The organism is Rubrimonas cliftonensis, assembly GCF_900107585.1.
Lineage (GTDB): Bacteria > Pseudomonadota > Alphaproteobacteria > Rhodobacterales > Rhodobacteraceae > Rubrimonas > Rubrimonas cliftonensis.
Map to the genome: position 1 here is coordinate 288964 of NZ_FNQM01000001.1, position 21181 is coordinate 310144.

At 72.5% G+C, this 21181-nt stretch carries 21 protein-coding genes; 10 read left to right on the plus strand and 11 right to left on the minus strand.

The window, feature by feature from the left end:
- Window positions 1-15: 15 nt before the first annotated feature.
- From ligA to sciP, 3 genes are all read right to left on the minus strand, one after another.
- Window positions 16-2151, minus strand: coding sequence for an NAD-dependent DNA ligase LigA (ligA, locus tag BLW43_RS01290; protein WP_093247663.1), 2136 nt, complete (start codon window positions 2149-2151; stop codon window positions 16-18).
- 69 nt (window positions 2152-2220) lie between these two features.
- On the minus strand, window positions 2221-2934 hold the full coding sequence (ctrA, locus tag BLW43_RS01295) for a response regulator transcription factor CtrA (RefSeq protein ID WP_093247664.1): 714 nt from the start codon (window positions 2932-2934) through the stop codon (window positions 2221-2223).
- A gap of 104 nt (window positions 2935-3038) precedes the next feature.
- A complete protein-coding gene (gene sciP / locus BLW43_RS01300) occupies window positions 3039-3311 on the minus strand; it encodes a CtrA inhibitor SciP (protein ID WP_245730869.1) in 273 nt (90 codons plus the stop codon).
- Window positions 3312-3400: 89 nt separating this feature from the next.
- Between sciP and mnmA the strand changes: the two genes are divergently transcribed.
- Together mnmA and BLW43_RS01310 are read left to right on the plus strand one after the other, a co-directional pair.
- A complete protein-coding gene (gene mnmA, locus BLW43_RS01305; RefSeq protein WP_093247665.1) occupies window positions 3401-4546 on the plus strand; it encodes a tRNA 2-thiouridine(34) synthase MnmA in 1146 nt (381 codons plus the stop codon).
- A gap of 154 nt (window positions 4547-4700) precedes the next feature.
- Window positions 4701-6365, plus strand: a complete 1665-nt coding sequence (locus BLW43_RS01310; protein WP_093247666.1) for a SulP family inorganic anion transporter — start codon at window positions 4701-4703, stop codon at window positions 6363-6365.
- 36 nt (window positions 6366-6401) lie between these two features.
- Here BLW43_RS01310 and BLW43_RS01315 read toward each other — a convergent pair whose 3' ends face one another.
- Window positions 6402-7274: an S-methyl-5'-thioadenosine phosphorylase gene (locus BLW43_RS01315; RefSeq protein ID WP_093247667.1), complete on the minus strand. Its 873-nt coding sequence runs from the start codon at window positions 7272-7274 to the stop codon at window positions 6402-6404.
- A gap of 132 nt (window positions 7275-7406) precedes the next feature.
- On the opposite strand from BLW43_RS01315, the gene BLW43_RS01320 reads away from it, so the two are divergent.
- The 4 genes from BLW43_RS01320 to BLW43_RS01335 all read left to right on the plus strand — a co-directional run bounded on the left by BLW43_RS01320 (window position 7407) and on the right by BLW43_RS01335 (window position 10370).
- Window positions 7407-7958: a peroxiredoxin gene (locus tag BLW43_RS01320; RefSeq protein WP_093247668.1), complete on the plus strand. Its 552-nt coding sequence runs from the start codon at window positions 7407-7409 to the stop codon at window positions 7956-7958.
- A gap of 88 nt (window positions 7959-8046) precedes the next feature.
- Window positions 8047-9351 (plus strand): histidinol dehydrogenase, encoded by a 1305-nt coding sequence (gene hisD, locus BLW43_RS01325; RefSeq protein WP_093247669.1) that lies wholly within the window; start codon window positions 8047-8049, stop codon window positions 9349-9351.
- Entirely contained in the window at window positions 9348-9845 is a 498-nt protein-coding gene (locus BLW43_RS01330; RefSeq protein ID WP_093247670.1) for a UPF0262 family protein, read from the plus strand. Before hisD ends, BLW43_RS01330 begins: the two co-directional genes overlap by 4 nt.
- A gap of 18 nt (window positions 9846-9863) precedes the next feature.
- Window positions 9864-10370: an arsenate-mycothiol transferase ArsC gene (locus BLW43_RS01335; RefSeq protein WP_093247671.1), complete on the plus strand. Its 507-nt coding sequence runs from the start codon at window positions 9864-9866 to the stop codon at window positions 10368-10370.
- 95 nt (window positions 10371-10465) lie between these two features.
- On the opposite strand, the gene BLW43_RS01340 is transcribed toward BLW43_RS01335, so the two are convergent.
- Window positions 10466-10846 (minus strand): hypothetical protein, encoded by a 381-nt coding sequence (locus BLW43_RS01340; RefSeq protein WP_093247672.1) that lies wholly within the window; start codon window positions 10844-10846, stop codon window positions 10466-10468.
- A 98-nt stretch (window positions 10847-10944) separates the two neighbouring features.
- A complete protein-coding gene (locus BLW43_RS01345) occupies window positions 10945-11796 on the minus strand; it encodes an aldo/keto reductase (protein WP_217632073.1) in 852 nt (283 codons plus the stop codon).
- Between the two features lie 85 nt (window positions 11797-11881).
- Here BLW43_RS01345 and trmFO point away from each other — a divergent pair, with 85 nt between their 5' ends.
- The 4 genes from trmFO to BLW43_RS01360 all read left to right on the plus strand — a co-directional run bounded on the left by trmFO (window position 11882) and on the right by BLW43_RS01360 (window position 14873).
- Window positions 11882-13261: a methylenetetrahydrofolate--tRNA-(uracil(54)-C(5))-methyltransferase (FADH(2)-oxidizing) TrmFO gene (gene trmFO / locus BLW43_RS01350; RefSeq protein WP_093247673.1), complete on the plus strand. Its 1380-nt coding sequence runs from the start codon at window positions 11882-11884 to the stop codon at window positions 13259-13261.
- Between the two features lie 23 nt (window positions 13262-13284).
- Window positions 13285-13518 carry a hypothetical protein gene (locus tag BLW43_RS01355; RefSeq protein ID WP_093247674.1) on the plus strand — a complete coding sequence of 78 codons (234 nt, stop codon included), beginning with the start codon at window positions 13285-13287 and terminating at the stop codon, window positions 13516-13518.
- 24 nt (window positions 13519-13542) lie between these two features.
- The gene (locus BLW43_RS23320; protein ID WP_175478705.1) at window positions 13543-13689 is read left to right on the plus strand and encodes a hypothetical protein; all 147 of its coding nucleotides are present in this window, start codon (window positions 13543-13545) and stop codon (window positions 13687-13689) included.
- A 77-nt stretch (window positions 13690-13766) separates the two neighbouring features.
- On the plus strand, window positions 13767-14873 hold the full coding sequence (locus BLW43_RS01360; RefSeq protein WP_093247675.1) for a bifunctional transcriptional activator/DNA repair enzyme AdaA: 1107 nt from the start codon (window positions 13767-13769) through the stop codon (window positions 14871-14873).
- 48 nt (window positions 14874-14921) lie between these two features.
- On the opposite strand, the gene BLW43_RS01365 is transcribed toward BLW43_RS01360, so the two are convergent.
- From BLW43_RS01365 to BLW43_RS01385, 5 genes are all read right to left on the minus strand, one after another.
- Window positions 14922-15329: a DUF6636 domain-containing protein gene (locus tag BLW43_RS01365; RefSeq protein WP_093247676.1), complete on the minus strand. Its 408-nt coding sequence runs from the start codon at window positions 15327-15329 to the stop codon at window positions 14922-14924.
- Between the two features lie 243 nt (window positions 15330-15572).
- A complete protein-coding gene (locus tag BLW43_RS01370; protein ID WP_093247677.1) occupies window positions 15573-16331 on the minus strand; it encodes a squalene/phytoene synthase family protein in 759 nt (252 codons plus the stop codon).
- A gap of 100 nt (window positions 16332-16431) precedes the next feature.
- The gene (gene cimA, locus BLW43_RS01375) at window positions 16432-18072 is read right to left on the minus strand and encodes a citramalate synthase (protein ID WP_093247678.1); all 1641 of its coding nucleotides are present in this window, start codon (window positions 18070-18072) and stop codon (window positions 16432-16434) included.
- Between the two features lie 220 nt (window positions 18073-18292).
- Window positions 18293-19669 (minus strand): cysteine--tRNA ligase, encoded by a 1377-nt coding sequence (gene cysS, locus BLW43_RS01380; RefSeq protein ID WP_093247679.1) that lies wholly within the window; start codon window positions 19667-19669, stop codon window positions 18293-18295.
- 144 nt (window positions 19670-19813) lie between these two features.
- On the minus strand, window positions 19814-21121 hold the full coding sequence (locus BLW43_RS01385) for a glutamate--tRNA ligase (protein WP_093247680.1): 1308 nt from the start codon (window positions 21119-21121) through the stop codon (window positions 19814-19816).
- Between the last annotated feature and the right edge of the window lie 60 nt (window positions 21122-21181).

Sequence of the window (21181 nt, forward strand, 5' to 3'; positions counted from 1 at the left end):
CACGCCGGCAAGAGGTCATGTGCGCGCAAGCGCAAGCCATGCCTCCTCGGTGAGCACCTCCACGCCAAGCGCCTCCGCCTTCTTCAGTTTCGAGCCGGCGTCCGAGCCCGCGACGACGTAATCCGTCCTGGCGCTGACCGTGCCGGCGACCTTCGCCCCCATCGCCTCGGCGCGGGCCTTCGCCTCGGCTCGGCTCATCTGCGCCAGCGTTCCGGTGAACACCACCGTCTTGCCGGCGACGGGGCTCGCGACCGTCTGCGGCGCCGCGACCGGAGCCACGTCGAGATGCGCCAGAAGCCGCGACATGGCGTCCCTGTTATGGGGCTCGGCGAAGAAATCCACGACGGCGCCCGCCATGACAGCGCCGACCCCGTCGATGGCGAGCAGGTGCTCCCACGCCTCGCCCTCGCGCGCCGAAGCGGCGGTCATCGCCGCCGAAAAGCTCTCCCAGTCGCCATAGGCCCGCGCCAGCAGCCGCGCCGAGGTCTCGCCGACATGGCGCACCCCGAGGCCGAAGATCAGGCGGTCGAGCGGGATGCGGCGCTTCTGCGCGATGGCGGCGAACAGGTTGGCGGCGGACTTCTCGCCCCAGCCCTCGCGCGCCTTCAACTGCTGGAGGTTGCCCGGGCCGAAGCGCGACTCCAGGGTGAAGATGTCGGCCGGCTCGCGCACCCAGCCGTCGCGGTGCAACGCCTCGACCTGCTTGGCGCCGAGCCCCTCGATGTCGAAAGCGTCGCGCGAGACGAAGTGCTTCAGCCGCTCCACCGCCTGCGCCGGGCAGGTCAGCCCGCCGGTGCAGCGGCGCACCGCCTCCCCCGGCTCGCGCGGCGCGGCGCTGCCGCATTGCGGGCAATGGTCGGGAAACACGAAGGGAACGGCGTCGGCGGGCCGCTTCGCAAGGTCGACGTCCAGCACCTTGGGGATCACGTCGCCCGCGCGATAGACCGTCACCGTGTCGCCGACGCGCAGATCGCGCCCCTCGCGGATCGGCTCGCCCTTCGCCCCGCGGCCGGCGATGTAGTCCTCGTTGTGCAGCGTCGCGCTGGAGACTGTGACGCCGCCGACCGTCACCGGCCGCAGCCGCGCGACGGGAGAGAGCGCGCCGGTGCGCCCGACCTGGATCTCGATGCCCTCCAGCACCGTGATCGCCGTCTCGGCGGAGAACTTGTGCGCGATGGCCCAGCGCGGGGTGGTCGAGCGCGCGCCGAGCCGTTGCTGGAGCGCGATGTCGTCCACCTTGTAGACGACGCCATCGATGTCATATCCGAGGCTTGCACGACGTTCTTCAAGCGACAGATAAACTGCGAAGGCTGCGTCCATCCCATCGCAGCGGCGTGCGTCGGGGTTGACCGCGAAGCCCATCGCCTTCAGCCGGGCCAGCGCCTCCCATTGCGTCGCAGCGAGCGGCTCGGAGACTTCTCCCCAGGAATAGGCGAAGAATTTCAGCGGCCTGGAGGCCGTTATCGAGGCGTCGAGCTGGCGCAGCGAGCCTGCGGCGGCGTTGCGCGGGTTGGCGAAGGTCCGTGCGCCGGCCTCGGCCTGCCGCGCGTTCAGCGCCGCGAAGTCCGCGTGGCTCATGTAGACCTCGCCGCGCACCTCCAGCACCGCGGGCGCGTCGGCGATCTCCTCGGGGATGTCGTGGAGGGTGCGCGCATTGGGCGTGACGTTCTCGCCGGTCTCGCCGTCGCCGCGGGTCGCCGCCGAGATGAGCCGGCCTTCCTCGTAGCGCAGCGACAGCGACAGGCCGTCGATCTTGGGCTCGGCGACAAAGGCGAGCGGCGCCTCGGCGGGCGTCTGGAGAAACCGTCGGCAGTCGGCCTCGAACTCCAGCGCTGCGGCGCGGTTCTCCTCGGCGTAACGCTCGTCCGACCAGTCCCGCCCGCGCTTCACGATGATGTTCTTGAGAGACAGCATGGGCGCGCGGTGCGCGATGCTCTCGAACGCCTCCGACGGCGCTGAGCCGACGGTCTCGGGCGGCGCCAGCTCGGGCCGGCGCGCGACGATCTCCGCCCGTCGGCGCTTCAGCGCGTCATAGGTGGCATCGTCGACGAGGGGGGCGTCTTCGGCGTGATACGCGCGGTCGAGCCGCGCCAGTTCCTCGGTGAGACGCGCGATCTCGGCCGCGTCCCGGTCTTCTTTCCCGCCGGCCATCGAGCCCTCCCCGCGTCGTCGCGCGGAAAGTGCTGCGGGGGCGCGGGCCGGTCAAGCCGGCCCCGGGGGTCAGCCGGCGATGCGCTGCTTCTCCGCCATCTCGCGCGGCGCGGGGTCGCGCAGGACGTAGCCGCGGCCCCACACCGTCTCGATGTGGTTGTCGCCGCCAGTCGCGGCCGAGAGCTTCTTGCGCAGCTTGCAGATGAAGACGTCGATGATCTTGAGCTCCGGCTCATCCATGCCGCCGTAGAGATGGTTGAGGAACATCTCCTTGGTGAGCGTGGTGCCCTTCCGCAGGGAGAGCAGCTCGAGCATCTGGTATTCCTTGCCGGTCAGGTGCACCGGCTGACCGCCGACCTCGACGGTCTTGGCGTCGAGGTTTACGCGGATCTCGCCGGTCTGGATGATCGACTGCGCGTGGCCCTTGGAGCGGCGCACGATCGCGTGGATGCGCGCGACGAGCTCCTCACGGTTGAACGGCTTGGTGAGATAGTCGTCGGCGCCGAAGCCGAAGCCCTTGATCTTGTTGTCCATGTCGTCGAGACCGGAGAGGATCAGCGCGGGCGTGTCGATCTTGGCGAGGCGCAGCTTGCGCAGAACCTCATAGCCGGTCATGTCCGGCAGATTGATGTCGAGGATTATGAGATCATAATCGTAGAGCTTGGCGAGGTCGAGCCCTTCTTCGCCAAGATCCGTCGCATAGACGTTGAAATTGGCCTTGCGCAGCATGGTCTCGATGCTGCGCGCGGTCGACGGATCATCCTCGATCAGCAGGACTCGCATCCAAACCCCCTTTGGCGCACGATGGTTAACCTGATGACCGTTCTAGCCATCAAAAGATTAACGAACCTTTACCATGTTAGGAGTAGTGACTCAATTCTGCTACTTCAAGTTGCGCGATACAGCTGCAGTCGGGTGGTGCGCAGTGCGCCCACCCCATGCTCCTCCAGCGCGGAACGCCAGCTGTCAAGCTCCTCCGCGGTGAGGCTGTATCGCGCGCAGGCGGCCTCCTCGGAGAGCAGCCCCTGGCGCACCGCCGCGACGACGGCGGCCTTGCGGCTCGCGACCCAGCGACGGGTTTCGGGCGACGGCAGATCTTCGAGGGTCATGCGGCTCCGGGACCGGGTGTTGGCGCTGTTCACGCTTTCCGACATACTCATGGACACTCCACGCAAAACTGGTGTCGAAAGACCGGGCGAGTGTGCTCCGGTACGCTTTAAAATGATGTGAAGCCGAGGGCGGCCGAACGATGTCTGATACGGTTAACCTTCTCAATTCGCTCGGTTTTGCGAAGACCCCCGCGGAGACGCGGGTTGTGGTCGCGATGTCCGGCGGCGTGGACAGCTCAGTGGTCGCGGCGCAGTTGAAGAGCGAGGGCTACGATGTCGTCGGCGTGACGCTCCAGCTCTACGACCACGGCGCCGCCCTCGCCCGGAAAGGCGCCTGCTGCGCCGGGCGCGACATCCACGACGCGCGCGCGGTGGCCGACCGCATGGGCTTTCCGCACTATGTGCTGGATTACGAGAGCCGGTTCCGCGAGAGCGTCATCGACGATTTCGCCGACCAGTATCTCGCCGGCGCGACGCCCGTGCCCTGCGTCCGCTGCAATCAGAGCGTGAAGTTCCGCGACCTTTTGTCTACGGCGCGAGAGCTCGGCGCGGACTGTCTCGCCACCGGCCACTACGTCCGCAGGGTGGAGGGGGCGCATGGCCCGCAACTCCATCGCGCGGCAGACCCGGCGCGGGACCAGAGCTACTTCCTGTTCGCGACGACGCCCGAGCAGCTCGCCTATGTGCGCTTCCCGCTCGGCGGCGTCGCCACGAAGGCTGAGACGCGGGCGATGGCCGCGGCGCATGGCCTGCCCGTCGCTGACAAGGCCGACAGCCAGGACATCTGCTTCGTGCCGGGCGGGCGCTACGCCGACGTGATCGAGAAGCTGCGCCCAGGCGCCGCCGAACCGGGCGAGATCGTCGACCTCGAGGGCCGCGTGCTTGGAACCCATCCCGGCGTGATCCACTACACCGTGGGGCAGCGGCGCGGGCTGGGCGTCGGGGGCGGCGCGCCGCTGCATGTCGTGCGGCTGGAGCCACGGGCGAGGCGGGTCGTCGTCGGCCCGCGCGCCGCGCTGGGCGTGTCGAGGCTGGCCGTGGGCGAGGTCAACTGGCTCGGCGACGGGCCGTTCGAGCGCGCCCCCGACGGCGGCTGGCGCGTCGCCGTGCGCGTCCGCTCGACCCGGCCGCCGGCGCCGGCGCGCGTGCTGCCGACCGGCCCGGCCTCGGCGGAGGTTGTTCTGGCGGAGCCCGAGGAGGGCGTCGCGCCGGGTCAGGCCTGCGTGTTCTACGCCGACGGGCGCGTGCTCGGCGGCGGCTGGATCGCGCGCCGCGACGCGGACTGAGGCGAAGCGCCGCCGCCGCGGGCCGAGGCGAAGCGCGGCGACGCGCCGCCCGCATCCCTTGACGCCGGGTCGCCGGACCTTGAGGCTGCGCGCGCCACAGCCCCGGCGGCGGGGGCGGCGTCGCCGAGCCTGCGTCCCGGGGGAAACCATCCGCATGTCCGCTGCTGAGCCCGCGCCGCGCCCGGAGCCTGTCGGCAACTTCGCACAGATGTTCACGCCCAAGCTCGCCACCGTCCTGCGTGAGGGCTACGGGGCGGCGCAGCTTCGCGCCGACGCCGTCGCCGGCCTGACGGTGGCGGTCGTGGCGCTGCCGCTGTCGATGGCGATCGCAATCGCGTCGGGCATGTCGCCCGCCGCGGGGCTGCACACCGCCATCGTCGGCGGCTTCCTCGTCTCGGCGCTCGGCGGATCGCGCTTCCAGATCGGCGGGCCCGCGGGGGCGTTCATCGTGCTGGTCTCCGGCACGGTCGCGCAGCATGGCGTCGAGGGGCTGGTGCTGGCGACCTTCCTCTCGGGGCTGATGCTCGCCGCGCTGGGGTTCATGCGGCTCGGCGGCTACATCAAGTTCATCCCCTATCCCGTCACCGTGGGCTTCACCGCCGGCATCGCGGTGATCATCTTCGCCAGCCAGCTGCGCAGCCTGCTCGGCCTGACGCTCTCGGGCCCGGAGCCGGGTCCGCTGACCGAGAAGCTGCCCGCGCTCTGGGCCGCGGCGCCGACCGTGAACGCCGCCGCCGTGGCGATGGCGGCGGGAACCGTCGCGGTCATCGTCGGGATGCGGCGGTGGCGGCCGCACTGGCCGGGAATGCTGGCGGCGGTCGCGCTCGCCGGGCTCGTCGCCGCGCTGACCGGCGCCCCGGTCGAGACCATCGGCTCGGCCTTCGGCGGCGTGCCGTCCAGCCTGCCGGCGCCCGCCCTGCCCCGTTTCGAGCCGGCGCTCGCGCTCGCCGTGCTGCCCAACGCGGTCGCCTTCACCCTGCTCGGCGCCATCGAGTCGCTGCTGTCGGCCGTCGTCGCCGACGGGATGACCGGACGGCGCCACCGATCCAACGCCGAGCTCGTGGCGCAGGGCGCGGCGAATGTCGGCGCCGCGCTCTTCGGCGGCTTCTGCGTGACGGGGACCATCGCGCGCACGGCGACCAACGTGCGCGCAGGGGCGCATGGGCCGGTCGCGGGGATGCTCCACGCCGCCTTCCTGCTGGCCTTCGTGCTGCTGGCCGCGCCGCTGGCGGCCTTCATCCCGCTCGCCGCGCTCGCCGGCGTGCTGGCGGTGGTGGCGTGGAACATGGTGGAGCGCGAGGCCGCCGTCACCCTGCTGCGGGCGAACCGGGGCGACGCCGCGGTGCTGGCCGTGACCTTCCTGCTGACGATCTTCCGCGATCTGACCGAGGCCATCGTCGTGGGCTTTGCGCTCGGCGGGCTGCTCTTCATCCACCGCATGTCGCAGGCCGCGGCGGTCGAGCCGGCCGGCGTGCTGGCGACTGAGGACGTTCCCGACGCGACGGAGGGGCGCGACGCCTACGCCGCGCAGTCGCGGGGCGGCCCGATCGTCTATCGCGTCCGCGGCGCGCTGTTCTTCGGGGCCGCCGCGTCAATCGGCGCGGTGCTGGACCGCATCGGCGACGAGGCCGGCGCGCTGGCGCTGGACCTCACCGAGACGCCCTTCATCGACAGCAGCGGCGCGGCGCTGATCGAGGGTCTTGCGCGCAAGACCGCCCGCCGGGGCGCGTCGCTGACGTTGCGCGTGCGCGCCGAGACCGCGCGGGAGCTCGCCGCCTTCGGGCTTCGCGCGCCGCTGGTGCGCGTGGAGATCGCCTGAGCGCGGCCCCCGGGCGGCCCCCGCCCCCGGCCCGCCTCAGCCCAGCATCCGCCCCGCGACCGCGTCGAGCATCGCGAGCGCTCGGGGGTCGCGCGCCTCGGGCTGGGTGATCAGCGCATATTCCAACGCCCTGTCGCAGCCATGCGGGCAGGGCGCGCGCTCGCCGCCGAACGCGGGAACGACCGCCTTCACCAGCGCGCGGGCCTTCTCGGCGTTGCCGGTCAGCACCCTGATCACCGCCGCGACGTCCACGGCGTCATGGTCCTCGTGCCAGGCGTCGTAGTCCGTCACCATCGCGACCGTGGCATAGCAGAGCTCCGCCTCGCGGGCGAGCTTGGCCTCGGGCATGTTGGTCATGCCGATCACATGGCAGCCCCAGCCCTTGTAGAGCCGCGATTCGGCGACCGAGGAGAACTGCGGCCCCTCCATGGCGAGGTAGGTTCCGCCGCGGTGCACGGTGATGCCGCAGGCCCTCGCCGCCGTCTCCAGCGCGTCGCCGAGGCGCGGGCACACCGGCTCCGCCATCGAGACATGCGCCACGCAGCCTGGGCCGAAGAAGCTCTTGTCGCGCGCGAAGGTGCGGTCGATGAACTGATCGACGATCACGAAGTCGCCCGGCGCCATCTCCTCGCGGAACGAACCGCAGGCGGAGACGGAGATCACGTCGGTCACGCCGGCGCGCTTCATCGCGTCGATGTTGGCGCGGTAGTTGATGGAGCTCGGCGTCTGGACGTGGCCGCGGCCGTGGCGGGGCAGGAAGCAGACCGGCGTGCCCCCCAGCGTCCCGAACAGCAGCGCGTCGGAGGGCTCGCCCCACGGGCTTTCGACCCTGCGCCACTCCGCGCCCTCCAGCCCGTCGACGCCGTAGACGCCGCTGCCCCCGATCACGCCGATCATCGCCTGCGCCATGCTCTCGCCCTTCTGTCGAAACCGTCGCGGCGTTTATCGCCCAGCGGCGCGGCGCGGGCAACGCGCCGGACGGGCTTGTGTCGCGCGCCGGGGGGCGGCACATCTCCGGCGAGCCGCAACAGGAGCGCCGCCATGGCCACGCTGACCGTCCTGCCCGACGACCTGCCCCGCCCCGAGGACGACGGCGCCGCCGACCATCTGCCCGGCCTCGCCCTGCCGCGGCTCGCGCTGCCGGCCACGACCGGCGGCGCGGTGGACCTTGGCGACCCGGCGCAGGGGCTGACCGTGGTGTTCTGCTATCCGCGCACCGGCGAGCCCGGCAAGCCGCTGCCCGAGGGGTGGGACGCGATCCCCGGCGCGCGCGGCTGCACGCCCCAGGCCTGCTCGTTCCGCGACCTTCACGCCGAGTTCGCCGCGCTGGGCGCACGCGTCTACGGGCTGAGCGCGCAGACCACCGACTACCAGCGCGAAGCGGCGGAGCGGCTCCACCTGCCCTATCCGCTGCTGTCGGACGCGGGGCTCGCCTTCGCCGAGGCGCTGCGGCTGCCGACCTTCGAGGCGGCGGGCATGCGCCTTCACCGGCGGCTGACGCTGATCACGCGGGCCGGGCGCGTCGAGCGTGCGCTCTACCCGGTGTTCCCGCCGGACGCCTCCGCCGAGGAGGCCCTCGCCGCCCTGCGCTGAGCCGGCGAGCGGGGCGCCGCGGGCCTGCGCAGTGGCGCCCCCGCCGCTCCGCCGCTATGGTCCGCGCCATCGCGAGACGAGGACGCCCATGCCCGCCGAACTGCACCACGACGCCCCGGATTTCGACATCGCATTCGACGCGCTGATCTCGGCCAAGCGCGAGGCTTCCGAGGACGTGGACGCGAGCGCCGCGGCCATCATCGCCGACGTGCGGGAGAACGGCGACGCGGCGCTGATCCGCCTGACGGAGAAGTTCGACCGGATCTCCCTCACGCCCGAGACCCTGCGCGTCTCCGAGGCCGAGATCGACGCCGCCATCGCCGCCGTTCCCGCCGCCGAGCGCGCGGCGCTGGAGCTCGCCGCCGACCGCATCGCCGTCTTCCACGCCCGCCAGCGCCCCGAGGACGCGCGCTGGACCGACGATGCCGGCGTCGAGATGGGCTGGCGCTGGACGCCGGTGGACGCCGCGGGGCTCTATGTGCCGGGCGGCACGGCGTCCTATCCGTCCTCGGTGCTGATGAACGCGATCCCGGCGCGCGTCGCCGGCGCGCCGCGCCTCGCCATGGTCGCGCCGACGCCGGACGGGGTGGTGAACCCGCTGGTGCTGCTCGCCGCGCGGCTATCGGGCGTGTCGGAAATCTACCGCATCGGCGGCGCTCAGGCGATCGCTGCGCTGGCCTACGGCACGGCGACCATCGTGCCCGTCGACAAGATCGCAGGCCCCGGCAACGCCTGGGTCGCCGCCGCCAAGCGCCGCGTGTTCGGCCATGTCGGCATCGACAGCGTCGCCGGCCCTTCGGAGGTGATGGTGATCGCCGACGCCGGGCAGGATCCGGAGCTGCTCGCCGCCGACCTGATGGCGCAGGCCGAGCACGACGTCGCGGCGCAGTCGATCCTCGTCACCGACGACGCCGCGCTCGCCGCCGACACCGGCCGCGCCGTCGAACGGCTGCTGCGGCGGATGTCCCGCACGGCCATAGCCGCGGCGAGCTGGCGCGACAACGGGGCGCTGGTCGTCGTGCGCGATCTCGCGCAGGCGGCGGCGCTGGCCAACCGCGCCGCGCCGGAGCATCTGGAGCTCTGCGTCGCCGACCCCGACGCGCTGGCCGCGCAGGTGCGCCACGCCGGGGCGATCTTCCTCGGTCCCTCGACCCCCGAGGCGCTGGGCGACTATGTCGCCGGGCCGAACCATGTGCTGCCGACCTCGCGCGCGGCGCGCTACGCCTCCGGCCTCTCGGTGCTCGACTTCATGAAGCGCACGACCCTGCTGAGGGCGACGCCCGCGGCGCTCGCCGCCATCGGCCCCGCAGCGGCGACGCTCGCAGCCTCGGAGGGGCTGGAGGCGCATGGCCTCAGCGTCACGCGCCGCCTCGCCGCCGAGCCGGTCGCATGAGCGCCGGCCAGACGCCGGATCGCCTCGTCGAGGTCACGCTGGACGACAGCGGGCTGGCCCCGCCGACGCCGGAGGTGGAGCGCGAGCGCAAGGTCGCGCTGTTCGACCTGATGGAGGAGAACTTCTTCCGCCTGCCCGGTCGCGAGGACGCGCCGGCGCCGCAGGGCCCCTACCGCCTGCGCCTCGCCGTCGCCGAGGGCCGGCTGGTGTTCGAGGTCGCGACCGAGGGCGGCGGGCCGGCAGGCGCCTTCATCCTGTCGCTCAGCCCGTTCCGGCAAGTCATCAAGGACTATTTCGCCATCTGCGCCAGCTATTTCGACGCGGTCAAGCGCCTGCCGCCTGCGCAGATCGAGGCGATCGACATGGGCCGGCGCGGCATCCACAACGAGGGCTCGACGCTGCTGCTGGAGCGCCTCAAGGGCAAGGTGGAGACCGACCACGACACCGCGCGGCGTCTCTTCACGCTGATCTGCGTGCTGCACTTCAAGGGCTGAGGGGAGGCATGGCGCGAGATGCGACGCGACCGCCCTGGCATCGCCCCCCTGAACTGGCCGCAGGCTGAGACCGTGGCCGGCGGCCTGCCCAGCGCGACGCTGTTCTCCTGCGACTGGAACGCGGTGCGCTCCCCGATGGCGGAGGGCATCGCCAAGAAGCTGCTCGGCAAGCGCGTCTTCGTGCAGTCGGCCGGCGCGGCGGGGCTGCTCGACCTCGACCCCCTCGCCGTGGAGGTCTGCCGCGAGATCGGCGTCGACATCGCCGGCCACTCGACCCACACCTTCGACGAGATGGAGGAATGGGGCGATGACATCGCGCAGTACGACCTCATCATCGCGCTGTCGCCGGCCGCGCAGCGCCGCGCGCTGGAGGCGAGCGCCTTCAGCCATGTCGCCGTGGAGTACTGGCCGACGCTCGACCCGACCGACCTCGGCGAGACCCGCGAGCAGAAGCTGCACGCCTACCGCCAGACCCGCGACCAGATCCGCGACCGCATCGTGACGCGCTTCGGCCTCGGCCTCTGAATCGTCGTGGGGGGCCTCACCGGTCCGGTCCGCGACAGTCGGCCGTGGCGACCGCCGTAGCCCGGCGCCTCGGCGGCGTTGGCGAGCTGCCTGGCTCAGCCCTCGACGCGGCGCGCGCCGACAATGTTGAACAGAAGAATCGCGGTGGCCGAGACGATCAGCACGCCGCCGACCGTCTCCACCGCATCGGCCGCCGCCATCGGCGCCAGCGCGGTCCACGCCGCCCCGGTGAGCATCAGCGCCGCGCCCGCCGCGCCCAGCGCGAGATGCGCCTGCGCCAGCCGCGTCTCCGCCTGACGCGGCGCGACATGATACCAGGCGCCGCACAGCGCGAGCACCGCCCAGCCGAGCAGCACGGACGAACGCCAGACCGGCTCGGCGTCAAGCGCCATGACATGGGCCAGAACGCCCCATTTCAGACCGAGCACGACCATCGCCACCGAGCCGATCACGAAGAACAACGCAACGCCGCGCATGGCGGTCCTCCTGCAAACACGAACACACCACCGCATGTGTGCCCTCGAACCGTAACGCTACGGTAAAGGGTCGGGGCGCGCGCCGGACCGCAAGGCGTTCAGGCGACATCCCACACCGGCGCCCAGTCCGGGTCGATCCGGCGCCCGTCGGGCCGCGCCAGCGCGTGCAGCGCGCGCATTTCCTCGGGGCTTAGCGCGAAGTCGCCGATGGCGAGGTTCGCCCGGATGCGCTCGGGCGTCTGCGATTTGGGGATGGCGACGACGCCTTTCTGCTGGATGTGCCAGCGCAGCACGATCTGCGCCGGGGTGCGCCCGTGCGCCTCCGCGACGGCCGTGATCTCGGGCGCCTCCAGCAGCCCGCCCTTGCCCAGCGGCGCGTAGGAGACGAGCGCCAGTCCATGCGCGCGGCACGCCGCCAGAAGCTTCGACTGGTCGAGTTCGGGATGATGCTCGACCTGGTTGGCCGCCAGCCGCTCGCCGTGCTTCTGGGCCGCGTCTAGCGCCGCGTCGAGCAGCGTGGTGGGAAAGTTCGACACGCCGATATGGCGCGCAAGCCCCGCCTTGCGGCAGGCGCAGAGCCCTTCGAGCATCTCGGCCGCCGTCATCGCGTTGTCGGGCCAGTGGATGAGCAGCAGGTCGACCCGGTCGAGCCCGAGCCTCTTCAGGCTCGCCTCCGCCGCCTTGCGGGCGTCGTCGGGCTTCAGGTGGTCGTGCCAGATCTTCGTAGTGACGAAGATCCCGTGGCGCTCGACGCCCGAGGCGCGCAGCCCCTCGCCCACCGCCTCCTCGTTGCCGTACATCTCCGCGGTGTCGATGTGGCGGTAGCCGGCGCGCAGCGCCTCCGCCACGGCCTGCGCGCAGGTCTCGCCCTTCATCGGCCAGGTGCCGAAGCCGAGCGCTGGAATGTTGGCGCCGTTCGCCTCGACGACGGGGATCGCGGTGTCGGTCATGCCGGTTTCTCCTTGCAGGTCTCTTCCTAACTACGCCCGCCGGCCGGGGGTTGCCACAGGCGGCTGCGCGCGCGATCTCTGCGCCATGACAGATCCAGTCCACATCGTCGGGGCCGGCATGGCCGGTTCGGAGGCCGCATGGCAGGCCGCGCAGGCGGGCGCGCGCGTCGTGCTGCACGAGATGCGCCCCCATCGCGGCACCGAGGCCCACCGCACCGACGGCTGCGCCGAGCTCGTCTGCTCCAACTCCTTCCGCTCCGACTGCGCGGCGACCAACGCCGTCGGCCTGCTGCATGAGGAGATGCGGCGCGCGGGCTCGCTGATCATGGCGATGGGCGACCGCTGCAAACTGCCGGCCGGCGGCGCGCTGGCGGTGGACCGCGACGCCTTCTCCGCCGCCGTCACGCACGCGCTGACCGGGCACCCGCTGATCGAGATCGACCGCGGCGAGGTCGCCGGCCTGCCGCCCGAGGCGTGGGGCAACGTCATCGTCGCCACCGGCCCGCTCACCTCGCCGGCGCTGGCCGAGGCCATCGCCGCGCGCACCGGCGCCGAGGCGCTCGCCTTCTTCGACGCCATCGCCCCGATCGTGCATTTCGACAGCATCGACATGTCGAAGGCGTGGTTCCAGAGCCGCTACGACAAGGGCGAGACCGAGGCCGACCGGACCGCCTATCTCAACTGCCCGATGGACGAGGCGCAGTTCAACCGCTTCATCGACGCGGTGCTCGAAGCGCCCGTCACCGAGTTCAAGGAGTGGGAGAAGAACACGCCCTATTTCGAGGGCTGCCTTCCCATCGAGGTGATGGCGGCGCGGGGCCGCGAGACGCTGCGCTTCGGCCCGATGAAGCCGGTCGGCCTCACCAACCCGCACCAGCCCACCATCAAGGCCCACGCAATCGTCCAGCTGCGCCGCGACAACGCGCTCGGCACGCTCTACAATATCGTCGGCTTCCAGACCAAGATGAAGTACGGCGCACAAACCGAGGTTCTGCGGCTGATCCCCGGCCTTGAGAACGCCCAGTTCGCGCGGCTCGGCGGCATCCACCGCAACACCTTCCTCAACTCGCCGAGCCTGCTCGACGGGTCGCTGCGGCTGAAGGCGGAGCCGAGGCTGCGCTTTGCGGGGCAGATCACCGGCGTCGAGGGCTATGTCGAGAGCGCGGCCATGGGCCTGCTCGCGGGTCGCTTCGCCGCGGCGCAGGCGCTGGGCCGCCCGCTCGACGGCCCCTTCGGCCCGCCCCCGCCCGAGACCGCCCACGGCGCCCTGCTCGCCCATGTCACCGGCGGGGCGGATGCCGACACGTTCCAGCCGATGAACGTCAACTTCGGGCTGTTCCCGCCGCTCGACACGCGAGCCAAGGGCCGCAAGGCCGCGCGCAAGGCCGCCCGCGCCGAGGCGATGAGCGCTCGCGCGCTGCTCGCCTGCGACGCCTGGCTCGCCGGCCGGGCAGCCGCGGCCTGAGGGCCGCGCTCCGCCTCGGCCCCATGCGCGCCCATCCCGGAAAGATCTTCAACGAGCGCCTCAAGGCCATCGCCGCGGCGCTCAACACGCTTTCGAGCGCCGTCCTTGTCCTCGGCGTCATCAAGCGCAATATCGACGGGGCGCAGACGTCGCTGGCCTCCGGCGCCGCCGAACTCGATCTGTTATGGATTGCGGTGGCCTTTGTGGGGTATGCTCTGGGCCTGTGGCTTCTCGGCTGGCTCAAGCCGGAAGCGTGACGCGAGACGACGGGAGGACGCGCAATGAACATCTGGTTCGAATACGGCGTGCCGTTCGGGCTCGTGGCCTTCGGCCTGCTGGCGGTGCTCTACGCCCATCTTGAGGGCAAGCGCGTCGACCGCCTCATCGTCGAGGAGCGGCGTCGCGAAAGGCTGAGCCGCCGCCGCTGATCGGCTCTGAGGGCGTTTTCGCAATAGACGCCCGATTTCGGACGGACGCGCGCCGGCGCCGCCGCTAGGCTCGGGCTATGCTGTTCGATCTTCCAGACGACGAGACGCTCTATCGCGCCCTTCTCGCGCGCGACCCCCGCTTCGACGGTCAGGCGTACGTCTGCGTGCGCAGCACCGGCGTCTTCTGCCGCCTTACCTGCCCCGCCCGCAAACCGAAATTCGAGAACTGCGCGTTTCACCGCACCGTCGCCGCCTGCGTCGAGGCCGGCTATCGCGCCTGCCTGCGCTGCAAGCCCCTCGGCGCCGCGGCCGCGGCCGATCCGGCCGTCGCCGCGCTGCTCAACGCGCTGGAGGAGCGGCCCGAGCGCCGCTGGTCGGAGCGCGACCTGACCGCGCTTGGCTACGACCTCGCCACCGTGCGGCGCAGCTTCAAGCGCCATTTCGGCATGACATTTCTCGAGATGGCGCGCTGGCGCCGCCTGCGCGACGGGTTCGAGACGCTGTCGACCGGCGGCCGGATGATCGCCGCCCAGCACGAGGCCGGGTTCGATTCGCCAAGCGCGTTCCGCGCCGCCTTCGCCCGGCTGCTCGGCTGCGCGCCCGGCGACTTCCGGGCCGACGCGCCGCTTAAGGCGGGCTGGATCGCCACGCCGCTCGGCGACATGATCGCCGTCAGCAGCGCGACGCACCTGCACCTTCTGGAGTTCGTCGACCGCAAGGCCCTGCCCGCCGAGCTGCGCCGTCTCGCCGCGGCCGGCCGCGGCGTCGGGTTCGGCCGCCCCGCGCCGACGGAACAGGCGGCCGGGGAGCTCGACGCCTTCTTCGCGGGCCGCCGCGCCCGCTTCGAGACGCCCCTTGCGCCAATGGGCGGGGATTTCTCCAGGCAGGTCTGGCGCGCGCTGCGCGAAATCCCCGCCGGACAGACGCGGAGCTACGGCGAGGTCGCGCGCCTGATCGGCCGGCCCGACGCCGTGCGCGCCGTCGCGCGCGCCAACGGCGCCAACCAGATCGCGCTGATGATCCCCTGCCACCGCGTCATCGGCGCCGACGGCGCGCTCACGGGCTATGGCGGGGGGCTCTGGCGCAAGCAGCGGCTGATCGAGATCGAGAGCGCGTTCGGGGCCGCGTTCGGGGCCGCGTTCGGGGCCGCATCCGGGGCCGCGCCGGCGGAAGGCGCCGCGTGAGCGGGGCTCGGCGGCGCCACGCGCCGCCGAGCCGTCCTTCGCCGCGCCTCAGAACGCCCGCTGACTGCCTCGCGACAGGAAGAAGCCCCTGCCGTCCTCGTTGACGCAGTTGAGGCCCTGACGGGAGGAGAGGCAGGTGAGCCCGCCGAACTCGCCGGTGACCCCGTACTCCGCCGTCTCCTGGGCATGGCGGCTGCGGTCGAGCGGTTCGCAGCTCATCTCGACGAGACCGCGGTTGCGCATGAAGAACACATGGCCCCAGTCCGACGCGCACCATGCCGGTCGCGGCGCGGCGGGCGGGCCACTCCGATCGATGATGACGCAGCGGATGTCGGAGCCGTCGACCTCAAGACCCACCGAACACTGGATGTTCCCCGAGGGCGTCTCGAAGGAGAACACGTCGGCCCGCGCATCGGCGGCGATCAGCGCGAGAACGGCGATCCAGCCTTTTGTCACAACGTCCCTCCAGCGCAGCCTGTCCCCGCCAAGAGGAAAGGCTAGCGGGTCAGCCCGCGCCGCGCCACAGTTTCGGCGCAGGCGGCGGCGTCGCAGCCAGGCGCGAAGCCGATGCAAGGGCGGCGGCGCCTCTCGCAGCCAATCTTCCAGCCGACGCCACCAAAGCTTCCGGCCATTCGACGTCGACGCGCTCGGGCGCCGCCCGGAGCTGACGCCTCGACGCGAGGCCGGCGGCGCGCCGCCTCACCAGTTTGCGCGCGCCGCGCGCCACAGCAGCGAGGCGCGGGCGCGGAAGGGTGACGGCGCCGCCGGCCCGGCCTCGGGGTCGAAACGCTCAGACAGCGCCGCGCGCAACGCCGCCTCGCTAAGCCAGCCGGCCCGATAGGCGGCCTCCGCCCCGCGCGGCGCCCCCGCCCGCCGCGCCGCCGCCAGCGCCGCAAGCCCGTCGCGCGCGAGTGCCTGCGCCTGATCCTGCGCCATCGCCCGACGGCCGCCGGCCACAAGCGCCGGCTGCGCCCTCAGCCACGCGGCGGCGGCGAAGGCGAAGCCCGCCTCCTCGGCCGGCCCCGCCTCGCCCGCCAGCGCATGGGCCGAGAGCGCCAGCAGCGAAGCCCCGGTGTCGCGGAGATAAGCCCTGAGCGCAGGGTCGCCGTCGAGCGCGCCCGCCTCCATGTCGAGCGCGCGGGCGTCCATCAGCCGCTCGAAAGGCGCGCGCGGCAGGTCCGCCGCCCGGATCGTCTCCGCCAGCGGCGCGGCGACCTCGTGGCTGCGCGACCGGCCCTCATGGGCCAGCGCCACCGCGTCGCGCCACCATTGCAGGCGGATCGCGCCGAGCGTCGGCTCGCTGACGACGGCGGGAATGCGCGCGAGTTCGAGGTTGAAGGCGTAGAGTGCGAACAGCCGCTCGCGCAGCGCCGGCAGCGCCGTCATCGCGGAGAGGAAGCGGTCAGGGTCTCCCCGCCGCACCAGCGCCGCGCAGGGGCTGAGCGCCGGCTCGCTCACCGCGATGCGCTCGACCGGGCCGCGCCCGTGCTGGACGCGCCCTGGCGGGCGCCCCTCGAAGCGAGGGCTGCTAGTCGGGCCGCGCAGGAGGGCGCGGCGCTCATTCGCCGGGCTGCAGCTGACGCAGCGGGGCGCCGTCGCGCGTCAGCTTCCAGGCGATGGCGTCGAGCAGCGCCTGCATCGAGGCGTCGACGATGTTGGGCGAGACGCCGACCGTGGACCAGCGCGCCCCCGCACCGTCGCGGTGCTCGATCAGCACCCGCGTCACCGCCTCGGCGCCGCCGGTCAGGATGCGCACCTTGAAGTCGGTCAACACCATGTCGTCGATGTAGTCCTGATACTTGCCGAGGTCGCGCTTCAGCGCCCGCACCAGCGCGTTGACCGGCCCCTGATCGGCCTTCGTTACCGGGTCGAGCGATTCGGAGGCCGAGATCATCCGCTCGCCGTCCACGTTCACCACCACCACGGCCTCGGAGACGACCTGGGCGCCCATCCGCGGATCGTGCCGGCGCTCCACCGTCACGCGGAACCGCTCCACGTCGAAGTAGCGGCGGGACTGGCCGAACGCCTCGCGCGCCAGCATCTCGAAGCTCGCCTGCGCGCTGTCATAGGCGAAGCCCTGCTCCTCGCGCGTCTTGACCAGCGCCAGCAGCTTCGCGAGGCGCCGGTCCTCCCGCTCCGCCTCGATGCCCGCCTCGCGCAGGCGGCGCAGCAGGTTGGCCTTGCCCGCCTGGTTCGACATCGGGATGACGCGCTCGTTGCCGACCACTTCCGGCGGGACGTGCTCGTAGGTCGTGGGATCCTTGACGATGGCCGAGGCGTGCAGCCCCGCCTTGTGGGCGAAGGCCGCCGCGCCGACATAGGGCGCATGGCGGTTGGGCTGGCGGTTGAGGACCTCGTCGAGCATCCGGCTGATCTCCGGCAGCGACCGCAGTCCCTCGACGTTCACCCCGGTATGCACGATATCGCGATAGGGCGCCTTCAGCATCAGCGTCGGGATGATCGAGACGAGGTTGGCGTTGCCGCAGCGCTCGCCGAGCCCGTTGAGCGTGCCCTGCACCTGCCGGGCGCCGGCCTCGACGGCGGCGAGGCTCAACGCCACCGCCTGCCCGGTGTCGTCATGGGCGTGGATGCCGACGCGGCCGCCGCCGAAGCGGGCGCAGACCCGCTCCACCACCCGCGCCGCCGCCGCCGGCATCGCGCCGCCGTTGGTGTCGCACAGCACCACCCAGGCCGCGCCGCCCTCGATGGCGGCGTCGAGGCAGGCCATGGCGTAGTCGGGGTCGGCCGCGAAGCCGTCGAAGAAGTGTTCGGCGTCGAACAGCGCCTCGCGCCCCAGCGCCCGCAGCCGCGCCAAGCTCTCGCGGATGTTGGCGAGGTTGTCGTCGCGGCTGATCCCGAGCGCGTGCTTCACATGATAGACATGGGTCTTGCCGACAAGGCAGACGGCGGGCGTGCCGGCGTTGACCACCTCCGCCAGCACCTCGTCGTTCGCCGCCGAGCGCCCGGCGCGCTTGGTCATGCCGAAGGCGGTGAGCGTGGCGCGCTTCAGCTTCGGCGGCGCGGCGAAGAAGGCGCTGTCGGTGGGGTTCGCGCCCGGCCAGCCGCCCTCGATGTAATCGACCCCCAGCCGGTCGAGGCTCTCGGCGATGCGCCGCTTGTCCTCGGCGGAAAAGCCCACGCCCTGCGTCTGCTGCCCGTCGCGCAGCGTGGTGTCGAAAAGGGAGAGGCGGTCGGTCATGCCGCGGCTCCCGCGCGCACGCCCTCACCCCGACCCTCTCCCGCCCCGCGGGAGAGGGGGCGATTTCTACCCCGCCTGCGCGGCGCGGGGCGGGCCGCGCGGGATGCGGCGCGGCGGCGCGTGGCCGGCCCGGCCGGGGCGGCGTCGGCGAGGCCGTCGCCCCCTCTCCCGCCAGCGGGAGAGGGCCGGGGCGAGGGCGCGCGCCGGGGCGAGGGGCCGCTCACGCCCTCAACTCCGCGAGTTTCGCCGCGTCGAACTCCGGCGTCAGGCTCCATTCGCTGGGGCCGTCCGGCCGGTCCATCACCACCACGCCCGCGGCGTCGAGGCCCTTTCGAATCGCGTCGGCGCGGGAAAAATCCTTCGCGGCGCGGGCCTCTGCGCGGGCCTTGAGCAGCGCGTCGATGCGCCAGCCGTCGTCGCCGGCCTCGGGCGCCGCCGCCCAGTCGCCAAGCTCATCGCCCAGCAGGCCGAGCGGCGCCGCCGCCGCGCGCAGCGTCGCGCCGTCGCCCGACGCTGCGATGACGTGCAGCGCGGCGATGGCGCGGGGCGTGTTGAGGTCGTCGGCCAGCGCCGAGATCACCCGCGCCCCGGCGCTCGCCGCGGCCGGCTCGTCGGTCGGCAGCGCCCGCCAGCGCCGCAGCGTCGCCGCCGCCTCCTCCAGCCGCTGCGCGGTCCAGTCCAGCGGGTCGCGGTAATGCGTCATCAGCAGCGCCAGCCGCAGCACCTCGCCCGGCGCCTGTGCGCGAAGATCCTCCATGGTGAGGAAATTGCCGAGCGACTTCGACATCTTGCGCCCCTCCACCCGCACCATTCCGTTGTGCAGCCAGTAACGCGCGAAACCCTCGCCGGGATGGGCGCAGACCGACTGCGCGACCTCGTTCTCGTGGTGCGGGAACATCAGGTCGGCGCCGCCGCCGTGGATGTCGAACTCCGCGCCAAGCAGCGCGCGCGCCATGGCGGAGCACTCGATGTGCCAGCCGGGGCGCCCCCTGCCCCATGGGCTCTCCCAGCCTGGCTGGTCGGGCGTCGAGGGCTTCCACAGCACGAAATCCATCGGGTCGCGCTTGTAGGGCGCGATCTCGACGCGGGCGCCGGCGATCATGTCCTCGGTCGAGCGGCCCGAGAGCCGGCCGTAGTCGGCGAACCCACCGACCTCGAACAGCACGTGGCCCTCGGCGGCGTAGGCCTTCCCTTGGGCGACCAGCGCCTCGATCATCGCGATCATCCCGGGGACGTGCTCCGTCGCGCGCGGCTGATGCGTGGGCGGCAGGCAGCCGAGCGCCGCCATGTCGTCGCGGAACCACTTCGCGGTGCGGGCTGTCAACTCGCCGATGGCCTCGCCGTTCTCGGCGGCGCGGGCGATGATCTTGTCCTCGATGTCGGTGATGTTGCGCACATAGGTCACATGCTTCGCGCCGTAGACGTGGCGGAGCAGGCGGAACAGCACGTCGAACACGACCACGGGGCGGGCGTTGCCGATGTGGGCGCGGTCATAGACGGTCGGCCCGCAAACGTACATCCGCACGTTCTTCTCGTCGATCGGCGAAAAATCCCGCTTCTGGCGGGCCATGCTGTCGTGCAGGCGGATGGTCGTCATGGGTTCGCTCGCAGGTCTGGCCCGCGGCGGGTCAAGTCGGGTCTGGAGAAGACGAACCTGCGCGCCGCGGACATGTGTCAGCGGACAATGCAGATGCCCCGGGTGATGGCGGCGCGGTTCATGACCGACCTTATGCGCCCGGCTTCAGGGTTTTTCAAGCAGCGGCATGAGCGCGGCCATGTCGGGCCCGTGGTCGCGCCCCGTCAGCGCGCGGCGCAGCGGCATGTAGAGCGCGCGCCCCTTGCGGCCCGTCGCGGCCTTCACCGCGCCGGTCCACGCGCCCCAGGTCTCCGGCCCCCACGGGCGCGGCGGCAGCAGGGCCATCGCCTGCGCCACGAAATCCGCGTCCTCCCCGGCGTCGGCGGGTTGAGGGTCATGGATCAGCGCCCACCAGCCGGCCGCGTCGGAGACGCGGTCGAGGTTGGGGCGCACCGCCTCCCAGAACGCCGCCGCCTTCGGCCCCTCGATTCCCAGCGCGGCGAGGCGCGGCGCGGCCCCGGCGAAGTCCGTGGCGCGCACCGCCTGCGCGCTCAGCCGGCGCAGCTGCTCGGGATCGAACGCCACCGGCGCCGCGCCGAACGCCGCGAGGTCGAACCCCGCAGCCTCCTCCGCCAGCGTCGTCAGCGCCACGTCGCGCGAGGAGCCGAGCCGCGCCAGCAGCGAGACCAGCGCCTGCGGCTCGATCCCCTCGGCGCGCATCTCGGCCAGCGACGCCGCCCCGTCGCGCTTGCTGAGGCCCGCCCCGCCCGGCCCGGTCAGCAGCGAATGGTGCGCGAAGCGCGGCGCCGCCGCCCCGAGCGCGCCGAACAGCTGGATCTGGACGGCGGTGTTGGTGACATGGTCGGCCCCGCGCACCACGTCCGTCACGCCGAGTTCAGCGTCGTCCACGACCGAGGCGAGCGTGTAGAGCACCGTGCCGTCCTCGCGGATCAGCACCGGGTCGCTCAGCGAGGCGGGATCCACGCGCTGCGGCCCGAGAACGCCGTCGACCCACTCCACCGCCTCGGGCGCCAGCAGGAAGCGCCAGTGCGGGCGGCGCCCCTCCGCCCCGAGCGCGGCGCGCCCGGCCTCGTCCAGCTTCAGCGCGGCGCGGTCATAGACCGGCGGCAAGCCGCGGGAGCGCTGCACTCGGCGGCGGAACTCCAGCTCCTCCGGCGTGTCCCAGGCGGGATAGAGCCGCCCCGCCGCCCGCAGCCGGTCCGCCGCCAGCGCGTAGCGGTCGAGCCGGTCGGACTGCGCGGCCTCCCGGTCCCAGCCCAGCCCCAGCCAGCGCAGATCCGCGCGGATCGCATCGGCGAAGCGCGCTTCGGACCGCGCCGCGTCGGTGTCGTCGAGCCGCAGAAGAAACCCGCCGCCGTCGCGCCGGGCCAGCAGCCAGTTCATCAGCGCGGTGCGGAGGTTGCCCGCATGGAGCAGGCCGGTGGGGGAAGGCGCGAAGCGCGTCAGCGTCATAAGGGCCCCTCCTGATGCGTCGGCTGAGGTATCGCGCGCGCCGCGCAGCCGCGCAAGTCA

Bases quoted from the DNA above. Each gene is read 5' to 3' on its own strand.
- BLW43_RS01345 (WP_217632073.1), bottom strand. From the start codon at position 11,796: ATGACCGACACCGCGATCCCCGTCGTCGAGGCGAACGGCGCCAACATT.
- BLW43_RS01360 (WP_093247675.1), top strand. From the start codon at position 13,767: ATGCTGTTCGATCTTCCAGACGACGAGACGCTCTATCGCGCCCTTCTC.
- BLW43_RS01315 (WP_093247667.1), bottom strand. From the start codon at position 7,274: ATGGCGCAGGCGATGATCGGCGTGATCGGGGGCAGCGGCGTCTACGGC.
- BLW43_RS23320 (WP_175478705.1), top strand. From the start codon at position 13,543: ATGAACATCTGGTTCGAATACGGCGTGCCGTTCGGGCTCGTGGCCTTC.
- mnmA (WP_093247665.1), top strand. From the start codon at position 3,401: ATGTCTGATACGGTTAACCTTCTCAATTCGCTCGGTTTTGCGAAGACC.
- BLW43_RS01320 (WP_093247668.1), top strand. From the start codon at position 7,407: ATGGCCACGCTGACCGTCCTGCCCGACGACCTGCCCCGCCCCGAGGAC.
- cysS (WP_093247679.1), bottom strand. From the start codon at position 19,669: ATGACGACCATCCGCCTGCACGACAGCATGGCCCGCCAGAAGCGGGAT.
- trmFO (WP_093247673.1), top strand. From the start codon at position 11,882: ATGACAGATCCAGTCCACATCGTCGGGGCCGGCATGGCCGGTTCGGAG.
- BLW43_RS01330 (WP_093247670.1), top strand. From the start codon at position 9,348: ATGAGCGCCGGCCAGACGCCGGATCGCCTCGTCGAGGTCACGCTGGAC.
- BLW43_RS01355 (WP_093247674.1), top strand. From the start codon at position 13,285: ATGCGCGCCCATCCCGGAAAGATCTTCAACGAGCGCCTCAAGGCCATC.
- hisD (WP_093247669.1), top strand. From the start codon at position 8,047: ATGCCCGCCGAACTGCACCACGACGCCCCGGATTTCGACATCGCATTC.
- ctrA (WP_093247664.1), bottom strand. From the start codon at position 2,934: ATGCGAGTCCTGCTGATCGAGGATGATCCGTCGACCGCGCGCAGCATC.
- cimA (WP_093247678.1), bottom strand. From the start codon at position 18,072: ATGACCGACCGCCTCTCCCTTTTCGACACCACGCTGCGCGACGGGCAG.
- ligA (WP_093247663.1), bottom strand. From the start codon at position 2,151: ATGGCCGGCGGGAAAGAAGACCGGGACGCGGCCGAGATCGCGCGTCTC.
- BLW43_RS01385 (WP_093247680.1), bottom strand. From the start codon at position 21,121: ATGACGCTGACGCGCTTCGCGCCTTCCCCCACCGGCCTGCTCCATGCG.
- BLW43_RS01335 (WP_093247671.1), top strand. From the start codon at position 9,864: ATGCGACGCGACCGCCCTGGCATCGCCCCCCTGAACTGGCCGCAGGCT.
- BLW43_RS01310 (WP_093247666.1), top strand. From the start codon at position 4,701: ATGTCCGCTGCTGAGCCCGCGCCGCGCCCGGAGCCTGTCGGCAACTTC.
- sciP (WP_245730869.1), bottom strand. From the start codon at position 3,311: ATGAGTATGTCGGAAAGCGTGAACAGCGCCAACACCCGGTCCCGGAGC.
- BLW43_RS01340 (WP_093247672.1), bottom strand. From the start codon at position 10,846: ATGCGCGGCGTTGCGTTGTTCTTCGTGATCGGCTCGGTGGCGATGGTC.